A 16,473-nucleotide genomic window follows, 5' to 3' on the forward strand; every position below is an offset into this window, starting at 1 on the left:
CTGTTTAAGGATAAGAGAGAAGATAGACTGGCATTCAAATGCCTGTCTATCTTCCCTCTCCTATTTTTCTTTTCCTGATTAGAGAGCGGCAACCGAAAAATCAAGCCGTTAAAATATCAATACCTTTATCTCTCAATTCATTGAACGCACTTTCTGGCAGACCTGAGTCGGTGATAATGGTATCAATTCGCTCCATATCCAATGCATGAAAGGCGGCAATTTTCCCATATTTAGAGGTGTCGGAAACCAGACAAACAGTTTTCGATGATTTGGCAATAGCATGCTTAACAATGACTTTATCTTCATTCGGCGTAGATAGCCCTTTTAAATTCCAAGACGAGGTCGAGATAAAGGCAATATCAATGTTCATGCTTAATAAAAAATCAGCTACTTTTGATCCAACGGTAGACTGGTTCTGTCGGTCGATTTTTCCACCTGTATGGTAAATATCGTTAGCCGAATTCGCCATTAAGTAAGCCGATATAGCAAAGTCGTTAGTGATAATGAGCAGGTCATTTCTTTGGGTTATTTGGTGAGCAATTTCTAACGTTGTGGTGCCTGCATCAAGGTATATCGTCATATTTGGAGCAATGATACTCGATGCCAACTTGCCAATTTGCTCTTTCTCAGCGGCAAACTGGGTGATTTTAATATCATGCGAGAGCTCAATATGAATGTTCCTTGCTAGCTGCACACCTCCAGAAACTGAACTAACTTTGCCAATAGCCTCAAGTTTTTCAATGTCTCGACGAATAGTCATATGAGACACATTAAATAAATCAACTAACTCTGAAATACTCACTACTTCTTGATTCTTTAATAATGTCAGGATCTTTCTTTGCCGCTCTACTGGAATCATCTTTCCGCCGTTCAATTCACAAAATTACTTCCACTGCAGCTTAACAAAAAAAAATCGCTATGTGAATTTATGTGAAAAAATATCGATACAATCCATGAAAGCATTAGTTTTCACGCTATTCATCACTATAGCAACACAGCGCATAGACAAAAAACACAAAAACCTTTCATAATATGTGTTAATTATTGTTGAAATATGTGAAATAAAGCGTTTTAATCATTACCATCGATTATAAAATCACAAATCTGAACATAAACTAACAATAATTCAGTAGGTATTGTATGACAAATAAAGCGAAATCCGTCGGCGTGATCGGACTAGGCTCAATGGGCATGGGCGCGGCCAAGTCTTGTATCAACGCAGGATTAGACGTCTATGGTTTTGACTTAAACCCTAAGGCACTAGAAGAGCTAAACCTTGCCGGTGCTAAAGCAGTTGCCAGTAGTGCTTTAGATTTTACCGATCAACTAGACGCCGTCTTGGTACTTGTCGTAAACGCAAAACAAGTTAACTCCGTATTATTTGATAGCGGCTTAACCGCTTTACTAAAACCACAAACTGCTGTCATGGTATCCGCAACTATTTCCGCTGAAGATGCGAAAGCCATTCACCAAAAGCTCTCTCAACACCAATTATTGATGCTCGATGCGCCCGTGTCTGGCGGTGCAGCGAAAGCGGCAACAGGTGACATGACTGTCATGGCATCCGGATCAGTAGAAGCCTTCGAGAAACTACAGCCTGTCCTAGATGCGACAGCGGCTAAAGTATACAACATTGGCGAAGAGATTGGCCTTGGTGCGACGGTTAAAATCATTCATCAATTGCTCGCTGGTGTACATATTGCCGCTGGTGCAGAAGCGATGGCGCTTGCTGCTCGTGCAAACATCCCGCTTGATCTTATGTATGACGTTGTCACCAATGCCGCAGGCAACTCTTGGATGTTTGAAAACCGCATGAAACATGTTGTCGATGGCGACTATTCACCTAAATCTATGGTGGATATTTTTGTTAAAGACTTAAACCTTGTTGCAGATACTGCCAAAGAATTGAAGTTCCCTCTTCCTTTATCTAGCACCGCTTTACATATGTTCCTTTCTGCTAGTAACGCAGGTTTCGGCCAAGAAGATGACAGCGCGGTTATCAAGATCTTTGATGGCATCAATTTACCAGGCGTGGAGAAGTAATATGTTATTAGGTGTTATTGCTGACGACTTTACTGGTGCTACCGATATTGCAGGTTTTCTTGTTGAAAATGGCATGCGTACTATTCAAGTGAACGGTATTCCTTCGGCAAATATGGAGATAAATGCAGACGCAGTTGTCGTGAGTCTAAAGTCGCGCTCATGCCCGACCGAACAAGCGATTGAACAGTCTGTTGCGGCTCTGAAATGGCTTCAAGCACAAGGCTGTCAGCAATTCTATTTTAAATACTGCTCAACCTTTGATAGCACTGCTAAAGGCAACATCGGTCCAGTAACGGATGCGCTTTTGGATGTATTGGGCGAAGACTTTACTATTGTCTGCCCTGCCCTTCCAGTTAACGGACGCACGGTTTTTAACGGCCACCTTTTTGTGCTTGGTCAGCTACTCAGTGAATCGGGTATGCGCAACCATCCAGTCACCCCAATGACGAATTCTAATCTTATGGATTTGATGGACGCGCAATCTAAAGGCAAAACAGGGCTGATTAATTATCAAAGTATTGAGCAAGGCGCAGACGCCATTATTGGTGAATTCGCTGAGCTAAAAGCACAAGGGAAACGTTACGCAGTCGTTGATGCTTTTAAAGCAGAACACCTTAACGAAATTGGCAAAGCCGCTCGCTCATTGAAATTAGTCACTGGCGGTTCAGGGTTAGCTGCAGGTATTGCAAAAAACTGGGATGAACATTTACAAGACCAAACCCAAGCAAAACAAGCAGGTCACCCAGCCAAAGCACCAACTGTCATATTTTCAGGCTCATGTTCTGTTATGACAAACAAGCAAGTTGAGCTTTATAAAGCCAAAGCGCCTTTCTTTGCCCTTGATATTGAGCAGTGTATGAGCAATGAAAACTATGTCAACGACGTGTTTGACTGGGTTATCAGCCATACTAACGAGTCATTGGCTCCTATCGTTTATGCCACGGCAGACGCTGAAAAACTCAAAACGATTCAGCAGCAATACGGCGCAGAGACGTCCAGCCAAGCAGTTGAAACTCTCTTTAGTTTGCTGGCTATCAAGCTGCAAGATTCCGGCATACGTAATTTTATCGTTGCAGGTGGCGAGACATCAGGCGTTGTAACTCAAAGCCTAAAAGTCGATAGCTTTCACATCGGCCCTCAAATTGCCCCTGGCGTGCCTTGGGTAAAAGCCATCAATCAAGATTTATCACTTGCGCTTAAATCTGGCAATTTTGGCGATGAGCACTTTTTCACTACCGCTCAGGGGTACTTTTAATGAATGAAGCTGAATTGAGACAACAGATGGTCGACTTAGCTCGCTCTATGTTCGATCGTGGCTACGCAACAGGTGGTGCCGGTAACTTATCGTTGAAACTACCTAATGGTCATTTCTTAGCAACACCGACAGGTTCATCTTTTGGTCGCTTAGTTGCAGAAGACCTGTCTGTCGTTGATAAAAACGGTAACCACCTATCTGGTAAACGACCTTCAAAAGAAGTGGCTTTTCATTTAGCCATTTATGAGAAAGATCCAAACTGCAACGCTATTGTGCATTTGCACTCTACTTATTTAACGGCACTTTCTTGTCTAGAGAATTTAGATCCTAATAACGCCATCAAAGCATTTACGCCTTACTACGTGATGCGAGTCGGTGAGCTTCCGGTCGTTCCTTACTATCGTCCAGGCTCCCCACATATTGCTGAAGACCTTGCAAAACTGGCAGGCAAATATCGAGCATTTTTACTAGCTAATCATGGGCCAATCATTACTGGCAGCGATTTTTTAGACGCTGTTGATAATGCAGAAGAGCTAGAAGAAACCGCTAAATTGTTCTTTTTATTAGCAAACAAACCTACCCGTTATTTAACCGATGACGAAGTAACTGATCTAAAAGGGAGAGGCAAATAATGGCTAAATTTGCAGCAAATCTAACCATGTTATTTACCGATGTGCCGTTCTTAGAACGCTTTGAACGAGCACACAATGCTGGCTTTAAAGCTGTTGAATATCTATTTCCTTATGCTTTTGACGTCGATGTTTTAGCGTCTAAATTAGAGCAATATGGATTTGAACAGGCTTTGTTTAACATGCCTCCTGGCAACTGGGATGCAGGTGAACGAGGCTTTGCAGCTATTCCAGGCCATGAAAAAGAATTCCAACAAAGTGTAGAAACCGCTTTAACCTACGCAAAAGCACTTAACTGCAAAAAAGTACATGCGATGTCTGGCATTGTTGATCAAAACTTCACCCGTGAAGAACATATCAACACATTCATAAATAACATTCGCTTTGCCGCAGACGAATTTGCTACGCACGGTATCGAGCTCATGATTGAGCCACTGAATAACCGTGATGTTCCTAACTATTTTATTGCTCATCAAAGAGAAGCTGCCGAGCTAATAAGGCAAGTAGATCGACCAAACGTCAAACTACAGCTCGACATCTATCACGCTCAAATTATGGATGGTGATCTAACCCACCTAATTCAAGATCTTGCCGATGTCACCGGTCATATTCAAATTGCATCTGTCCCTAAAAGACATGAACCATCTGAAGGTGAAATCAACTATCCGCATCTATTCAACATATTGGACGAGTCTGGATATAAGGGTTGGATTGGCTGTGAATACAACCCAAAAAACACCACAGAAAGTGGCTTAGCTTGGGTAAAACCTTATTTATAAAAAATCAAAATAAAAAGTATAAGGATAAAAATATGAATATTATCATTACTGGCGGAGCTGGTTTTTTAGGTACTGAACTATTAAAAAATTTATTGGAAAACTTCCCTACAATAAACAGTATTAAAATCATTGATAGAGTTTCATTAAATCCAGACTTGATAACAAGTAACAAAATCCAATCTATTATTGCTGATATTACCGTTGCAGAAGAAGTTGAAAAGATCATTGATAAAGAAACAACTCATGTTTTTCATCTTGCGGCAATCGTATCAAGCCATGCAGAAGAAGATTTTGAACTTGGTATGTTGGTTAATTTAAAAGCGACTCAACTTTTATTGGATCGTTGCCGCGAAGCCAACACAAATATTCGCTTTGTTTTTTCAAGCTCTCTTGCTGTATTCGGCGGACAACTACCAGAAAAAATCGATTACATGACAGCGATGCAACCTAGTTCATCTTATGGCACTCAAAAAGCCATCTGTGAATTATTAGTGAATGACTATGCGCGAAAAGGCTTTGTTGATGCTGTATCTGTGCGCTTACCTACCATTTGCATACGCCCAGGAGCACCAAATAAAGCAGCGTCTTCTTTTGTTAGTGGCATCATTCGCGAGCCCCTAAAGCATGAGAAAACCAACTGTCCAGTAGATCTAAATCTACCGCTGTGGGTATCCAGCCCAAACACTGTCATTAAAAATATTGTTCATGCCAGCCAGATCAATACAGATCGTTTAGAGGGATTTAGAACCATTAACCTACCCGGCTTACAAACATCACCAAAAGAAATGATTGAGTGCCTTTCCAGCGAACATGGCGAATCTTATCTTGATTTTATTTCTTATGAAAAAGACTCAAAGATCGAAAAAATCGTTTCAAGTTGGCCAAGATCCATTAATAACGAAAAAGAGTTATCTCTAGGTTTTATAAAAGATAACAACTTCAATTCGATATTCAGTGAATATGTAGAGTCAGTAAAATAAAAAACAATCTCTAATAAAAATAAAGGAAATAAAACCATGCTACCTATATCTGTAATCGGCTTAATAATAGCTGTATTCGTTTTAATATTTTTAGTATTAAGAACGAGAGTTCATGTATTAATTGCCATGCTAATTGCAGCATGCATTGCCGGTTTAATCGGTGGATTGAGTGTTGATGAAACCATGTCAGCCATCAGTAAAGGATTTGGTGGAACATTAGGCGGTATCGGTATTGTTATCGGTTTGGGCGTCATGATGGGAGCGATTTTAGAAACCTCTGGTGCCGGTGAATCGATTGCCTATCACTTCATCAAATGGCTAGGGAAGAAAAAAGAGGAAATGGCTTTAGCTATTACAGGCTACATCGTCAGTATTCCTGTTTTTGTGGACAGCGCACTGATAATTTTGTATCCGATTGCTAAGTCTTTAGCAAAAAAATCCGATCGTTCTATCTTAACCTTAACAGTAGCGCTTGCTGGTGGTTTGGTTGTTGCCCATCACTGTATTCCACCAACACCTGGCCCATTGGGCGTAGCAAGTATCTTTAATGTCGACTTAGCTTCTATGCTTGGTTTTGGTCTGTTAATCGCCATTCCTTGTGTATACGGTATTGTTTTGTATGCTCGCTGGTTGGAAAAACACTTCCCTGAATTTTCAGTTTCACCAACTTTAGCCGCTGATGACGATCTTAAGAAAATCCATGATGATTACATGGCTTCTAAGGAGTCTAAAGAACTTCCTTCGCTGATTAAATCAATCATGCCGATTGTGGTTCCAATTGTCTTAATTTTAATTAAGTCACTTATGAGTCTTGCCGAGAAACAATTTGGTATGGAAGGCTTATCTACTAGCATCGTTGGTGTTGCTTTTAACTTCCTTGGTAATCCTATTATTGCGCTTTCAATCAGTACATTACTTGCTGTGTATACGCTAACGCCTTATTTGGATAAAGAGACAACAACCCGAAAACTAGAAGAAGGCATATCTACTTGTGGCATCATTCTTTTGGTAACGGGTGCAGGTGGAGCATTAGGCAGCGTATTGCGTGAATCTGGCGCAGGTGCAGAAATTGCTAACCAAATTGCTGCTCTTTCTATATCGCCAATCATGATCCCATTCATTATTGCGACCTTAGTTAGAATTATCCAAGGAAGTGGCACGGTGTCGATGATTACTGCAGCCTCTATCTCAGCGCCAGTACTAGCAGAAATGCAAGGTGTTAACATGCTGTTTGCTGCGTCTGCCGCAACTATGGGTAGTTTGTTCGCTGGTTACTTTAATGACAGCCTATTCCACATTGTTAACCGTTTGATGGGCGTTACTGAAGTGAAAAAGCAATTGGTAATCTGGACAGTTCCAACAACGATAGCTTGGGCTATTGGCGGATCACTTATCATGATCTTGAACCTAATATTCGGCAGCCTAGGAAACATCTACGATCCTGTACTACCGTTACTCGTATTAGCTGGTTGTATCTTGTTTGTGAAAAGCCAAAGCAAGTCACAAATCAAGACAGCTTAATAGATATAATTAAATAAGCATCAAAGGGCCGACAGTGAAATGTCGGCCCTTTTTTTATTAAGTTTCCAGTCAAAAATTCATGTAAAAATACTGACTACACATTACTTTTTATAACAACGAACGCAATCCTCAGTTTACCTTAAAGCCTCTTACATATCTCTACACATAAGAAATAGATTAAAAACAATGCGCACCAAAAAAAGGCAAAACTGACAGTGCAAGCACAAATTAGATGCGTCCATTCATTTCACAAAACCTTATCTTAGATATTTTTTATCATTTAAAAACAATAACTTAAAAAAAATATTTTTTTATGTTGCATTTAATCCTTAAATTGATCTACATTAAAAATGTACTTTTTATTAAATATACATTTATAGATTATGAAATCATCCAAAATAAAAATGAACATTGACGATTTGCAAGCAGGATTCCGTAAAAAGCAATTTACGCCTTTGGACATTGCTAAATTTGCCTTGGAAAAAGCCAAACAGCATCCAGAAGTGTTTATACAGATATGCGAAACAGAAGCATTGCTACAAGCTCAGCAATCCACTCAACGCTGGCTAGATCACGCCCCAATAAGTGAGCTAGATGGCATTCCATTTGGCGTAAAGGACTTATTTGATATTGAGGGCTATATCACCACTAGAGGTTCAAAACTTTTCACTGATCCAGCCAATTCAACGGCTCCTCAGGTTTCAGAGTTGCTTAAGTTTGGGGCTGTATTAATTGGCAAAACAAATTTGAGTGAATTTGCTTATTCTGGATTAGGCCTCAATCCTCACTTTGGAACTCCTACACAAAAAGTAGACAACAGAGACTATATTACTGGTGGGTCATCTTGTGGATCTGCCGCTGCCGTTATGAAAGGGATTGTATCTTTTGCCCTGGGTACTGATACGGCCGGTTCTATTCGTATTCCATCGTCATACTGTGGGCTGGTGGGGTTTCGAGCATCAAGTTCACGTTACGACAATTCTAACATTGCCCCCTTATCTCCATCTTTAGACACAACCGGACCTATTTGCGCTTCACTCAAAGATGTTTGTTACATCGACAATCTACTAAACCAAAACACGACATCCGTACCACAAAATACGCAATTCAAGCTGGTATTTGACAAGAAGTTCTGCAACCAACTTGCGATGGATGAAGCTACAAAAAACGCTTTCTTTACCTCCATTGAGGCACTAAGAAAACATGGCATAAAGGTAGAAAACCATAGGGTAAACACACTTAACCAAACGCTTGAATTAGTGAATCGTATAGGCTGGCTAGGAAGCATCGAAGCCTATGTCACCTACGAAGACCTTATTAAGCAGTCATTATCATCCATCGACCCCTTGGTTGCCCAGCGCTTAAAAAACTCTAACCGTATCGAAGCCGCAGATGTATCTCGCTTATATCAGCAAAGGGAAACCTTAAAGAGACAACTGGCTAAAGAGTTAAAAGGCAGCACGCTACTGATGCCAACAACACTGACAACAGCTCCGCTGCTATCGGATATTACTCAGTCAGTAGAGTCATTCAATGAACATAATCTTAAAGCACTTCGCTTAACCATGATTGGAAGCTACTTAGATTGCCCAGGCATTGCGCTACCTAATGGCTTAAATTCCAACGGTTTACCAACAAGTTTACTGCTTTCGCAGTGCTCCGGTAATGATACCGAGCTCCTTCGTCATGCCATGACGATAGAACCTTTCATTACCTCACTTTTTAATCAAGCAAGAGGAAATAACAATGGCTAAAGAAATCTTATGCGCTATCGGTGTTGATGTTGATGCAGTTGCGGGCTGGCTCGGGTCATATGGAGGAGAAGACTCTCCAGACGACATTTCTCGCGGTTTATTCGCAGGGGAAGTCGGTGCACCACGACTACTCAAACTCTTTAAAGAACAAGAGCTACGAACTACTTGGTTTATTCCAGGCCATTCCGTAGAAACATTTCCAGAGCAAATGAAAGCGGTGGTTCAAGCCGGTCATGAAATTGGTATACATGGCTACAGTCATGAAAATCCAATCGCCATGACACCAGAACAAGAAGAGATTGTATTAGACAAATCCATTGAGCTTATTACCAAGTTGTCTGGTAAACGTCCAACAGGCTATGTCGCTCCATGGTGGGAGTTCAGCAATGTTACAAATGAATTGCTACTTAAGAAAGGCATCAAGTATGACCACAGCTTAATGCATAACGATTTTCATCCCTATTACGTTCGTGTTGGTGATAAGTGGACAAAAATTGACTACAGCAAACACCCTGACGAATGGATGAAACCGCTTGTTCGTGGCGAGGAAACAAACTTGGTTGAAATTCCTGCGAACTGGTATTTGGATGACCTCCCGCCAATGATGTTTGTGAAAAAATCGCCCAACAGTCATGGCTTTGTTAGCCCTCGACACCTCGGTGAAATGTGGCAAGACCAATTTGATTGGGTCTACAGAGAAAATGATTATGCCGCCTTTACCATGACGGTTCACCCTGATGTTTCTGGTCGCCCGCAAGTTCTCTTAATGCTTGAGCGCCTAATTAGTCATATGAAAAGCCATGAGGGCGTCCGCTTTGTCACTTTCGACGAGATCGCTGACGATTTCCTAAAACGCAACCCAAGAAAATAATAAAATCGGAGCAATCACTATGGACACATTAGGAACACAAAAAGAAGAATCCATACAAGAGCACAAAAAAGCGAAGTGGATTCCAAATAAACTCACCCGTAAAGATGTAAAATTCGCCACTTGGATCGCCTTCATTGCTTGGGTACTCGCCGTATATGATTTCATTCTATTTGGCACCCTCCTTCCTCAGATGGGAAATGAATACGGATGGTCAGAAATAGAACAAGCTAAAATAGCCACTTGGGTTGCCGTTGGCGGCGCTATTGTTGCCTTTGCAATTGGTCCGATTGTAGATCGAATGGGAAGGAAGCCAGGGCTGATATTCACTGTCGGTGGTGCTGGACTATGTTCTTTGTTCACCGCGTTTGGCGCTGGTTTAGGGAAAGGCCCACTAACCATCATTCGATCGGTGGCAGGTCTTGGTTATGCAGAACAAACTGTCAATGCAACATATCTCACAGAAATGTATGCGGCTGTCGATGACCCGGAACTGCAGAAGAAAAAAGGCTTCATTTATAGCTTAGTTCAAGGTGGCTGGCCTATCGGCGCTCTCATCGCAGCAGGCATTACCGCTATTTTACTACCAATAGTCGGTTGGCAAGGTAATTTCATATTTGCGGCTATTCCTTCTTTTATTTTGATCTTTTTTGCACTCAAATTAAAAGAAACACCTCAATTCCAAGTACATAAGCGTATCCGTGAATTGCGTGAAGCGGGAGATGATACTTCTGCAAAAAGCCTCGCTATAGAGCACAAAGTGGACTATGCAGAACATGAAAGCGCTGGTATTGCTGCCGCTTTTAAAGGCACGTCTTTGCGCGCTACGTTGGTTCTTGGTGGCGCCGTGTTGCTGAATTGGTTTGCCATTCAAGTCTTTAGTGTCCTTGGTACGACAGTCTTAACGCGCGTTCACGATGTGTCATTTGAGAACTCCTTGATCATCTTGGTCGCTTCTAACTTATTAGGTTACCTTGGGTACATGAGCCACGGTTGGCTAGGCGATAAAATTGGTCGTCGAAACACCATCGCAATTGGCTGGGCTCTTGGCGGCATTGCCTTTACCGGCATGCTTTACGGACCAAGTAATCAGCTAGCCGTTGTCGCTTTATACGGATTAGGCTTGTTTTTCTTAATAGGCCCCTATGCGGCGGCGCTTTTCTTCATTAGTGAAAGCTTTCCAACGTCAATCAGAGCGACAGCGGGTGCCATCGTTAATGCAATGGGGCCAATCGGCGCTATTTTCGCAAGCCTTGGTTCGACTGCTATTTTAAGTAGCGGTGGTGATTGGCAAACATCAGCTTTCCTATTCGGCTCTATACCTTGCTTCTTATCCGGTCTTCTCATTCTTTTTGCACGCCATGTTGATCCAGCAAGCGTGAAATAACTCCCCTTCACCCATGCCACTCTTTAGAGTGGCTTTCAAAGGACTTTTATATGACAAAAAATACAACACAAGTAGCGCTTATTAGTGGTGCTGCCAGTGGCATTGGCCTAGCTCTGACAAAACTGTATTGCGAGCAAGGTATCAAAGTAGTCGCGGGCTATTTTGAGAAAGATCCACACTCCCCTGAAGCCGCCGCCAAAACACTTGGTGACGCTGCAGAGAATGCCCTGTGGCTACCCTTAGACGTGTCCTCAAAAGAATCTGTCTTAGATTTTGTCAACACCGCAGTCACGCAATACGGGGAAATTAACATAGTCGTTGCAAATGCAGGTCTTTTGCGAAGTGCTCCCATCGACAAAATGAGTGATGAGCAATGGTACGAAATGATAGATGTCGATTTAACGGGGGTTTTTCGCTTGTTTAGAGATGCTAGCCCGCATCTGGTCGATGGTGCCAGTTTAGTTGCTATTTCATCTATTGCGGGTGGCGTATACGGCTGGCATGACCATGTTCACTATGCCTCTGCAAAAGCGGGAGTTCCAGGAATTTGCCGAAGTCTTGCTGTCGAGCTAGCCCATAGAAACATTCGCTGTAATGCCGTCATCCCTGGATTAATTGAAACCCCTCAGTCATTAGACAAAGAAAACTCCTTAGGACCAGATGGCCTCGCAAAAGCGGCGAAATCTATCCCGCTTGGCCGCGTTGGTCGTCCCGATGAAGTCGCCAACCTTATCGAATTCTTAACATCTGAAAAATCGTCCTACATAACTGGCCAATCACTGATCGTAGATGGCGGACTGACGGTTAAATGGCCTGAGTAATGGAGAGTATCATGACATTAGAAAATCAACGCGCGGTAGTTAGTGGTGCTGGCAGCGGTATAGGTAAAGCCATCGCGATTGAATTCGCGAAGGCTGGCGCCAAATTAGTTCTGACGGACATAAACCCAGCCACACTGATTGCGTCGGCAGAATTATGTAAGCAAGAAGGCGCCGAGGTTATTACAGTGATCAGTGACATCAGTACACCAACTGGCGCTATTGCCGGTGTAAACCGTTGCGTCATGGAATTTGAAGGCATCGATATTTTGGTCAACAATGCTGGAATTTTAACTCAAGCCCCTTGTGAAGATATATCGTTAAAAATGTGGGATGACATGATTAACATCGATCTACGAAGTGTTTTTTTGGCCTCTCAAGCGGCTATTCCACATATGAAGAAACAACAGCATGGGCGCATTATCAATATTTCGTCTCAATTAGGCATCAAAGGCGGCGCTGAACTTTGTCATTATGTCGCAGCAAAAGCGGGCGTCATTGGCTTAACCAAATCGCTTGCCATTGAATGTGCTTCTCATGGCGTATTGGTCAATGCTATTGCGCCAGGTCCAATTGAAACCCCTCTTGTCGATGGCATCAGCAGTGCATGGAAAGCGGCGAAAGCAAAAGAGCTACCACTAGGGCGCTTTGGTAAAGCCGAAGAAATTGCGCCAACGGCATTACTCCTTGCCAGCTCACCGAGTGGAAACCTTTTTGTCGGCCAAACTCTAGGACCTAATTCGGGCGATGTAATGCCCTAAACGCTAACGCTGGGAGGTGCCCTTACACCCCCCAGCCTAACTTACTTCTACGGAGTGTATTATATGTGCGGATTATGTGGCATTTTTGCAGAGCCAGACCTTTGGAACCAAGATCCCCATTCAGATACTCACAGTCTTCGACGTAATCGACTTATTCAAATTCAATATTTACAAACTATTTTGTCGCCTAAACGACTAACAATCCGTGACATACATGGTACGAATTATCTACTCGAAGACCTAAAAGGCAATCAAGTGCTCTTTTCAAATTTACATGAGCTGTGGCGCAGTATTGAGTCTTTTATCGGCGAAGCGTTAGACCCACTCGATCCAAACCTTTACAAGCACCTATCCATGGAGTTAGAGAAATGACCACATCCGACGTTAGAATTCCTGTACATATTCTCACTGGTTTTCTCGGCAGTGGCAAAACAACACTACTACGAGAATATCTACAACACGATGATACGTCTCAAACGGCACTCATCATCAACGAAGTCGGCGATATTGGAATAGATCATCATTTAACTCAACACTTAGATGGCGGAACCGTGCTTCTAGAAAATGGCTGCTTATGTTGCCAAGTACGAGAAGACCTTAAACAGACACTATTGAACTTGCTATCCAACGACATCAATCACTCTCTTCGCCAAATCATTATAGAAACCACAGGCTTAGCCAACCCTTCCCCTATATTGTCCACCCTCTTCCACGATAATGAGCTAGCCAGCAAGGTACGTAAGGGTAAAATCATCGCGACTATTGATACTCTGGAAAGCGTAAAAAACGTCGAAGACATCACAGAATGGAGTAATCAGGTAAGCAGTGCAGACACTCTGATTTTTACCAAAGCAGATGAAAGTTCAGAGGAAAATTGCTCTTTGCTAAAAGAAAAATGCCGAACAATTAATCCTTTCGCGGATCATTTTATAAAAGCAACATCAGAGAACACCTTAAGACTCGCCCTTAATACTCCACTCAATTCCATGCTGTTTTTACCTTTTTCAACAAAAGGCACAGGAAAACCAGCCCTAAAACAAACGAGTCACAGCGAGATTCACACACAAGCTATTTTGGTGGGGAGCGTGAACTGGCAGCGTTTCTCTATTTGGCTTTCTATGTTGCTCTATCGCTATAATGATCAGATACTTAGAGTTAAAGGCCTATTACTTGATGCAAATACAGGAAACTATGTTTTACTCAATGCAGTCAGAAAAGTATTAGCACCGCTTGAAATACTCGACAAAGAATCACTCAGCTCCGCTAAATTAGGGCTTGTTTTTATTACCCGAGACATTGACCCAGAAGATATCACTCGTTCCTTTAATGCATTCGAGATATCGCTAAACTAAGACCACACAGAGAGATATCATGCCAACAGGAAAAACCACACTTCGAGTTTTAGGAACGTCTGTTACCTTGATCGACAAGATCCGGGAACAAGCACAAAAAGACCTCAACATTGACATTGAATTTATCGTACGAAGTGTGCAAGACGCCCAACGAATCGCTGTGATGCAACCCGAAAGCTATGACATTTACGATCAGTGGTTCCACAATGTCGACTTTGTTTGGCCCGCTCAGTCTATACAGCCTATAGACGTTGATAGAATAGACCAGTGGGACCTCGTCAACTCGCTCCCTAAAACCGGACGAGTTTTGCCATCGCAACCCTTAGCACAAGGGTCAGAACCCTCGGGAAGATTATATGTTCAACATGACGGCTCGCTAGGCTCAACCCCCAGTAAACAAATTAGCATGCTGCCGCTCGCCCACAACGTGGACAGCTTTGCTTATAACGAAGCATTACTTCCTCCTGAACTTCGGGAACAAGAAGAAAGCTGGCAATGGCTGCTCGCTCCGCAAATGAAAGGAAAGGCGGCTTTTCAAAATGATGCGGCAATGGGGACTATTGATGCCGCCATTGCTATCAACGCATCAGGCTTAGCCGAGTTTAAAGACCCCTCTAATTTGGCTTTAGCAGAAATTGATTTACTCATTCACATACTAAAAACGAAAAGAGACGCAGGTCAATTCGTTGAGTTTTGGAAAGATCATGACCAATCGATTAAATTACTTAAATCCAAACGCTCTTACATCCAAAGCATTTGGGCACCGATTTATTACCGCAACCACTGCAACATCGCAGGTTTCAAGATGGCCAGCCCAAAAGAAGGTTATCGGGCATGGTGTGGCGGACTATCGGTTTCTAAATGCGCAACAGGACATAAATTAGACGACGTATATAAATACCTAAACTGGTGGCTCTCTGGTTGGCCAGGTTCTGTCATTGCAAGACAAGGCTATTACATCTCAAATACTGACAGTGTCAAAAACTATTTATCCGAAGAAGAGTGGCAGTTTTGGTATGAAGGAAAACCAGCCCTTAAAGACCTAAATGGTATAGATGATCAACCTCTCATCCCCAAAGGCAGCAAACGCTCAGGAGGCAGTTATGAACAACGCATGTCAAATATTGCTGTCTGGAACTCCGTCATGGACGAACATAATTATCTAGTACGAAAATGGCGAGAACTTACAAAAGACGAATAATAATATCCTCCCTTGCGCATCGGAAGGCCAAAACCGCTTTACGCAAGGGCTCACCAATAATAGCACCCTATACTTTAACCAAATAACGAGGTAGTTCAGGATCAGGCAAAACAGAGACGACTTTTAATCGTTGCAACGAGCGTTTTTGTGCATTCAGTAAATGCCCTTTCAAACTGTCTGCTGCCGCTTTTATGTTATCTTGCAACAACAACTCTAAGACTAATTTATGCTCTTTTAACGCGGCCACATCCATGGACAAGTTCAAGCTTGAAAAAAACACCTTATTCAAAACAACAGAACTTCGACAATGATTTAGTACATCTAGCAATTTAGCGTTATCAATATTTTTAAGCAGTACCCCATGAAGAAAATCTTCCACTAATGCAATATCCTCAATAGACATGTCTTGTCCATTAAGCATTTCCTCATGTTTAGCAATCATCGTTGAAATAAGTAATTTATCCACGAATGGTGACGACACGATAAGGGCAGAAGGCTCTAAATAGGCTCTTATTTCATAATCATCTTTGATTTGTCGCGCGGTCAGCGGCCCTGCCAACCAAGAAGAGTAAGGTTCCTTTTCAACCACCCCTCGATCACGTAAACGCAATAAAGCTTCGCGGATCACCATTTTACTGACACCATAGTGTTCAGCGGCACGCCCTTCTTCCACTTTATAATGACCAAACACCATACAAGTGGAGATTTGTTCGAACAAATCCTCAAAAATCTTTTCGCTTAAATTGCGATTATCAACTTCCTGGTCAGACTCCAGCCCTAAATCATTTTTATTGACAGCTCGTCGAATCGGCTCAATATTGCTTGTTTCAGTATTTCCAACAATGAAACCACGTCCATCAAAACGGCTAATCCTCCCCTTTTCACTTAATAATGTAAGTGCTTTACGTACAGGTACGCGACTTGTGCCAAACAACTCACCTAGCGGACCTTCTAAAAGCACCACTCCTTGGGAAAGTAAGCCAGACTGAATCGCGTCATCCAGAACCTGATAAATTAATTCGTACCGAAGTTTTCCTTTCAAATCAATACTCTCAAAAACGTTTTAAGCATAACAATACTATATTAAGGCCTATTTAACTGAGGAAATAATTCCAAAGAACTTTT

16 protein-coding genes are annotated in these 16,473 nt (G+C 42.2%); 14 read left to right on the forward strand and 2 right to left on the reverse strand.

Features of this window, described 5'->3' with window-relative positions; all coding sequences use genetic code 11:
* Positions 1-100 precede the first annotated feature (100 nt).
* Positions 101-859: a DeoR/GlpR family DNA-binding transcription regulator gene (locus tag DFP80_RS18070; RefSeq protein WP_113918219.1), complete on the reverse strand. Its 759-nt coding sequence runs from the start codon at positions 857-859 to the stop codon at positions 101-103.
* A gap of 281 nt (positions 860-1,140) precedes the next feature.
* On the opposite strand from DFP80_RS18070, the gene ltnD reads away from it, so the two are divergent.
* From ltnD to DFP80_RS18140, 14 genes are all read left to right on the forward strand, one after another.
* Positions 1,141-2,043 (forward strand): L-threonate dehydrogenase, encoded by a 903-nt coding sequence (ltnD, locus tag DFP80_RS18075; RefSeq protein WP_113918220.1) that lies wholly within the window; start codon positions 1,141-1,143, stop codon positions 2,041-2,043.
* Position 2,044: 1 nt separating this feature from the next.
* Positions 2,045-3,298, forward strand: a complete 1,254-nt coding sequence (otnK, locus tag DFP80_RS18080) for a 3-oxo-tetronate kinase (protein ID WP_113918221.1) — start codon at positions 2,045-2,047, stop codon at positions 3,296-3,298.
* Positions 3,298-3,930, forward strand: a complete 633-nt coding sequence (gene otnC / locus DFP80_RS18085; RefSeq protein ID WP_113918222.1) for a 3-oxo-tetronate 4-phosphate decarboxylase — start codon at positions 3,298-3,300, stop codon at positions 3,928-3,930. Before otnK ends, otnC begins: the two co-directional genes overlap by 1 nt.
* Positions 3,930-4,706, forward strand: a complete 777-nt coding sequence (otnI, locus tag DFP80_RS18090) for a 2-oxo-tetronate isomerase (protein ID WP_113918223.1) — start codon at positions 3,930-3,932, stop codon at positions 4,704-4,706. The genes otnC and otnI overlap by 1 nt, the downstream gene beginning before the upstream one ends.
* Positions 4,685-5,686 (forward strand): D-erythronate dehydrogenase, encoded by a 1,002-nt coding sequence (denD, locus tag DFP80_RS18095; protein WP_241560302.1) that lies wholly within the window; start codon positions 4,685-4,687, stop codon positions 5,684-5,686. The genes otnI and denD overlap by 22 nt, the downstream gene beginning before the upstream one ends.
* A gap of 36 nt (positions 5,687-5,722) precedes the next feature.
* Entirely contained in the window at positions 5,723-7,207 is a 1,485-nt protein-coding gene (locus tag DFP80_RS18100) for a GntP family permease (RefSeq protein WP_113918225.1), read from the forward strand.
* Between the two features lie 404 nt (positions 7,208-7,611).
* Positions 7,612-8,961 (forward strand): amidase family protein, encoded by a 1,350-nt coding sequence (locus DFP80_RS18105; protein WP_158601375.1) that lies wholly within the window; start codon positions 7,612-7,614, stop codon positions 8,959-8,961.
* Positions 8,954-9,832, forward strand: a complete 879-nt coding sequence (locus DFP80_RS18110) for a polysaccharide deacetylase family protein (protein ID WP_113918227.1) — start codon at positions 8,954-8,956, stop codon at positions 9,830-9,832. The genes DFP80_RS18105 and DFP80_RS18110 overlap by 8 nt, the downstream gene beginning before the upstream one ends.
* Before the next feature lie 19 nt (positions 9,833-9,851).
* Entirely contained in the window at positions 9,852-11,216 is a 1,365-nt protein-coding gene (locus DFP80_RS18115; protein ID WP_113918228.1) for an MFS transporter, read from the forward strand.
* A gap of 50 nt (positions 11,217-11,266) precedes the next feature.
* On the forward strand, positions 11,267-12,037 hold the full coding sequence (locus DFP80_RS18120) for an SDR family NAD(P)-dependent oxidoreductase (RefSeq protein WP_113918229.1): 771 nt from the start codon (positions 11,267-11,269) through the stop codon (positions 12,035-12,037).
* An 11-nt stretch (positions 12,038-12,048) separates the two neighbouring features.
* Complete coding sequence (locus DFP80_RS18125) at positions 12,049-12,795, forward strand: SDR family NAD(P)-dependent oxidoreductase (protein WP_241560303.1); 747 nt, start codon at positions 12,049-12,051, stop codon at positions 12,793-12,795.
* Between the two features lie 63 nt (positions 12,796-12,858).
* A complete protein-coding gene (locus tag DFP80_RS18130; protein WP_113918231.1) occupies positions 12,859-13,167 on the forward strand; it encodes a hypothetical protein in 309 nt (102 codons plus the stop codon).
* A complete protein-coding gene (locus tag DFP80_RS18135; RefSeq protein ID WP_113918232.1) occupies positions 13,164-14,147 on the forward strand; it encodes a CobW family GTP-binding protein in 984 nt (327 codons plus the stop codon). The genes DFP80_RS18130 and DFP80_RS18135 overlap by 4 nt, the downstream gene beginning before the upstream one ends.
* A 19-nt stretch (positions 14,148-14,166) precedes the next feature.
* Positions 14,167-15,348 carry an ABC transporter substrate-binding protein gene (locus DFP80_RS18140; protein WP_113918233.1) on the forward strand — a complete coding sequence of 394 codons (1,182 nt, stop codon included), beginning with the start codon at positions 14,167-14,169 and terminating at the stop codon, positions 15,346-15,348.
* A 67-nt stretch (positions 15,349-15,415) separates the two neighbouring features.
* Here DFP80_RS18140 and DFP80_RS18145 read toward each other — a convergent pair whose 3' ends face one another.
* Positions 15,416-16,390 carry a GntR family transcriptional regulator gene (locus tag DFP80_RS18145; protein WP_206610617.1) on the reverse strand — a complete coding sequence of 325 codons (975 nt, stop codon included), beginning with the start codon at positions 16,388-16,390 and terminating at the stop codon, positions 15,416-15,418.
* Positions 16,391-16,473: the final 83 nt, after the last annotated feature.

The organism is Marinomonas rhizomae, assembly GCF_003315485.1.
GTDB classification, from domain to species: domain Bacteria; phylum Pseudomonadota; class Gammaproteobacteria; order Pseudomonadales; family Marinomonadaceae; genus Marinomonas; species Marinomonas rhizomae.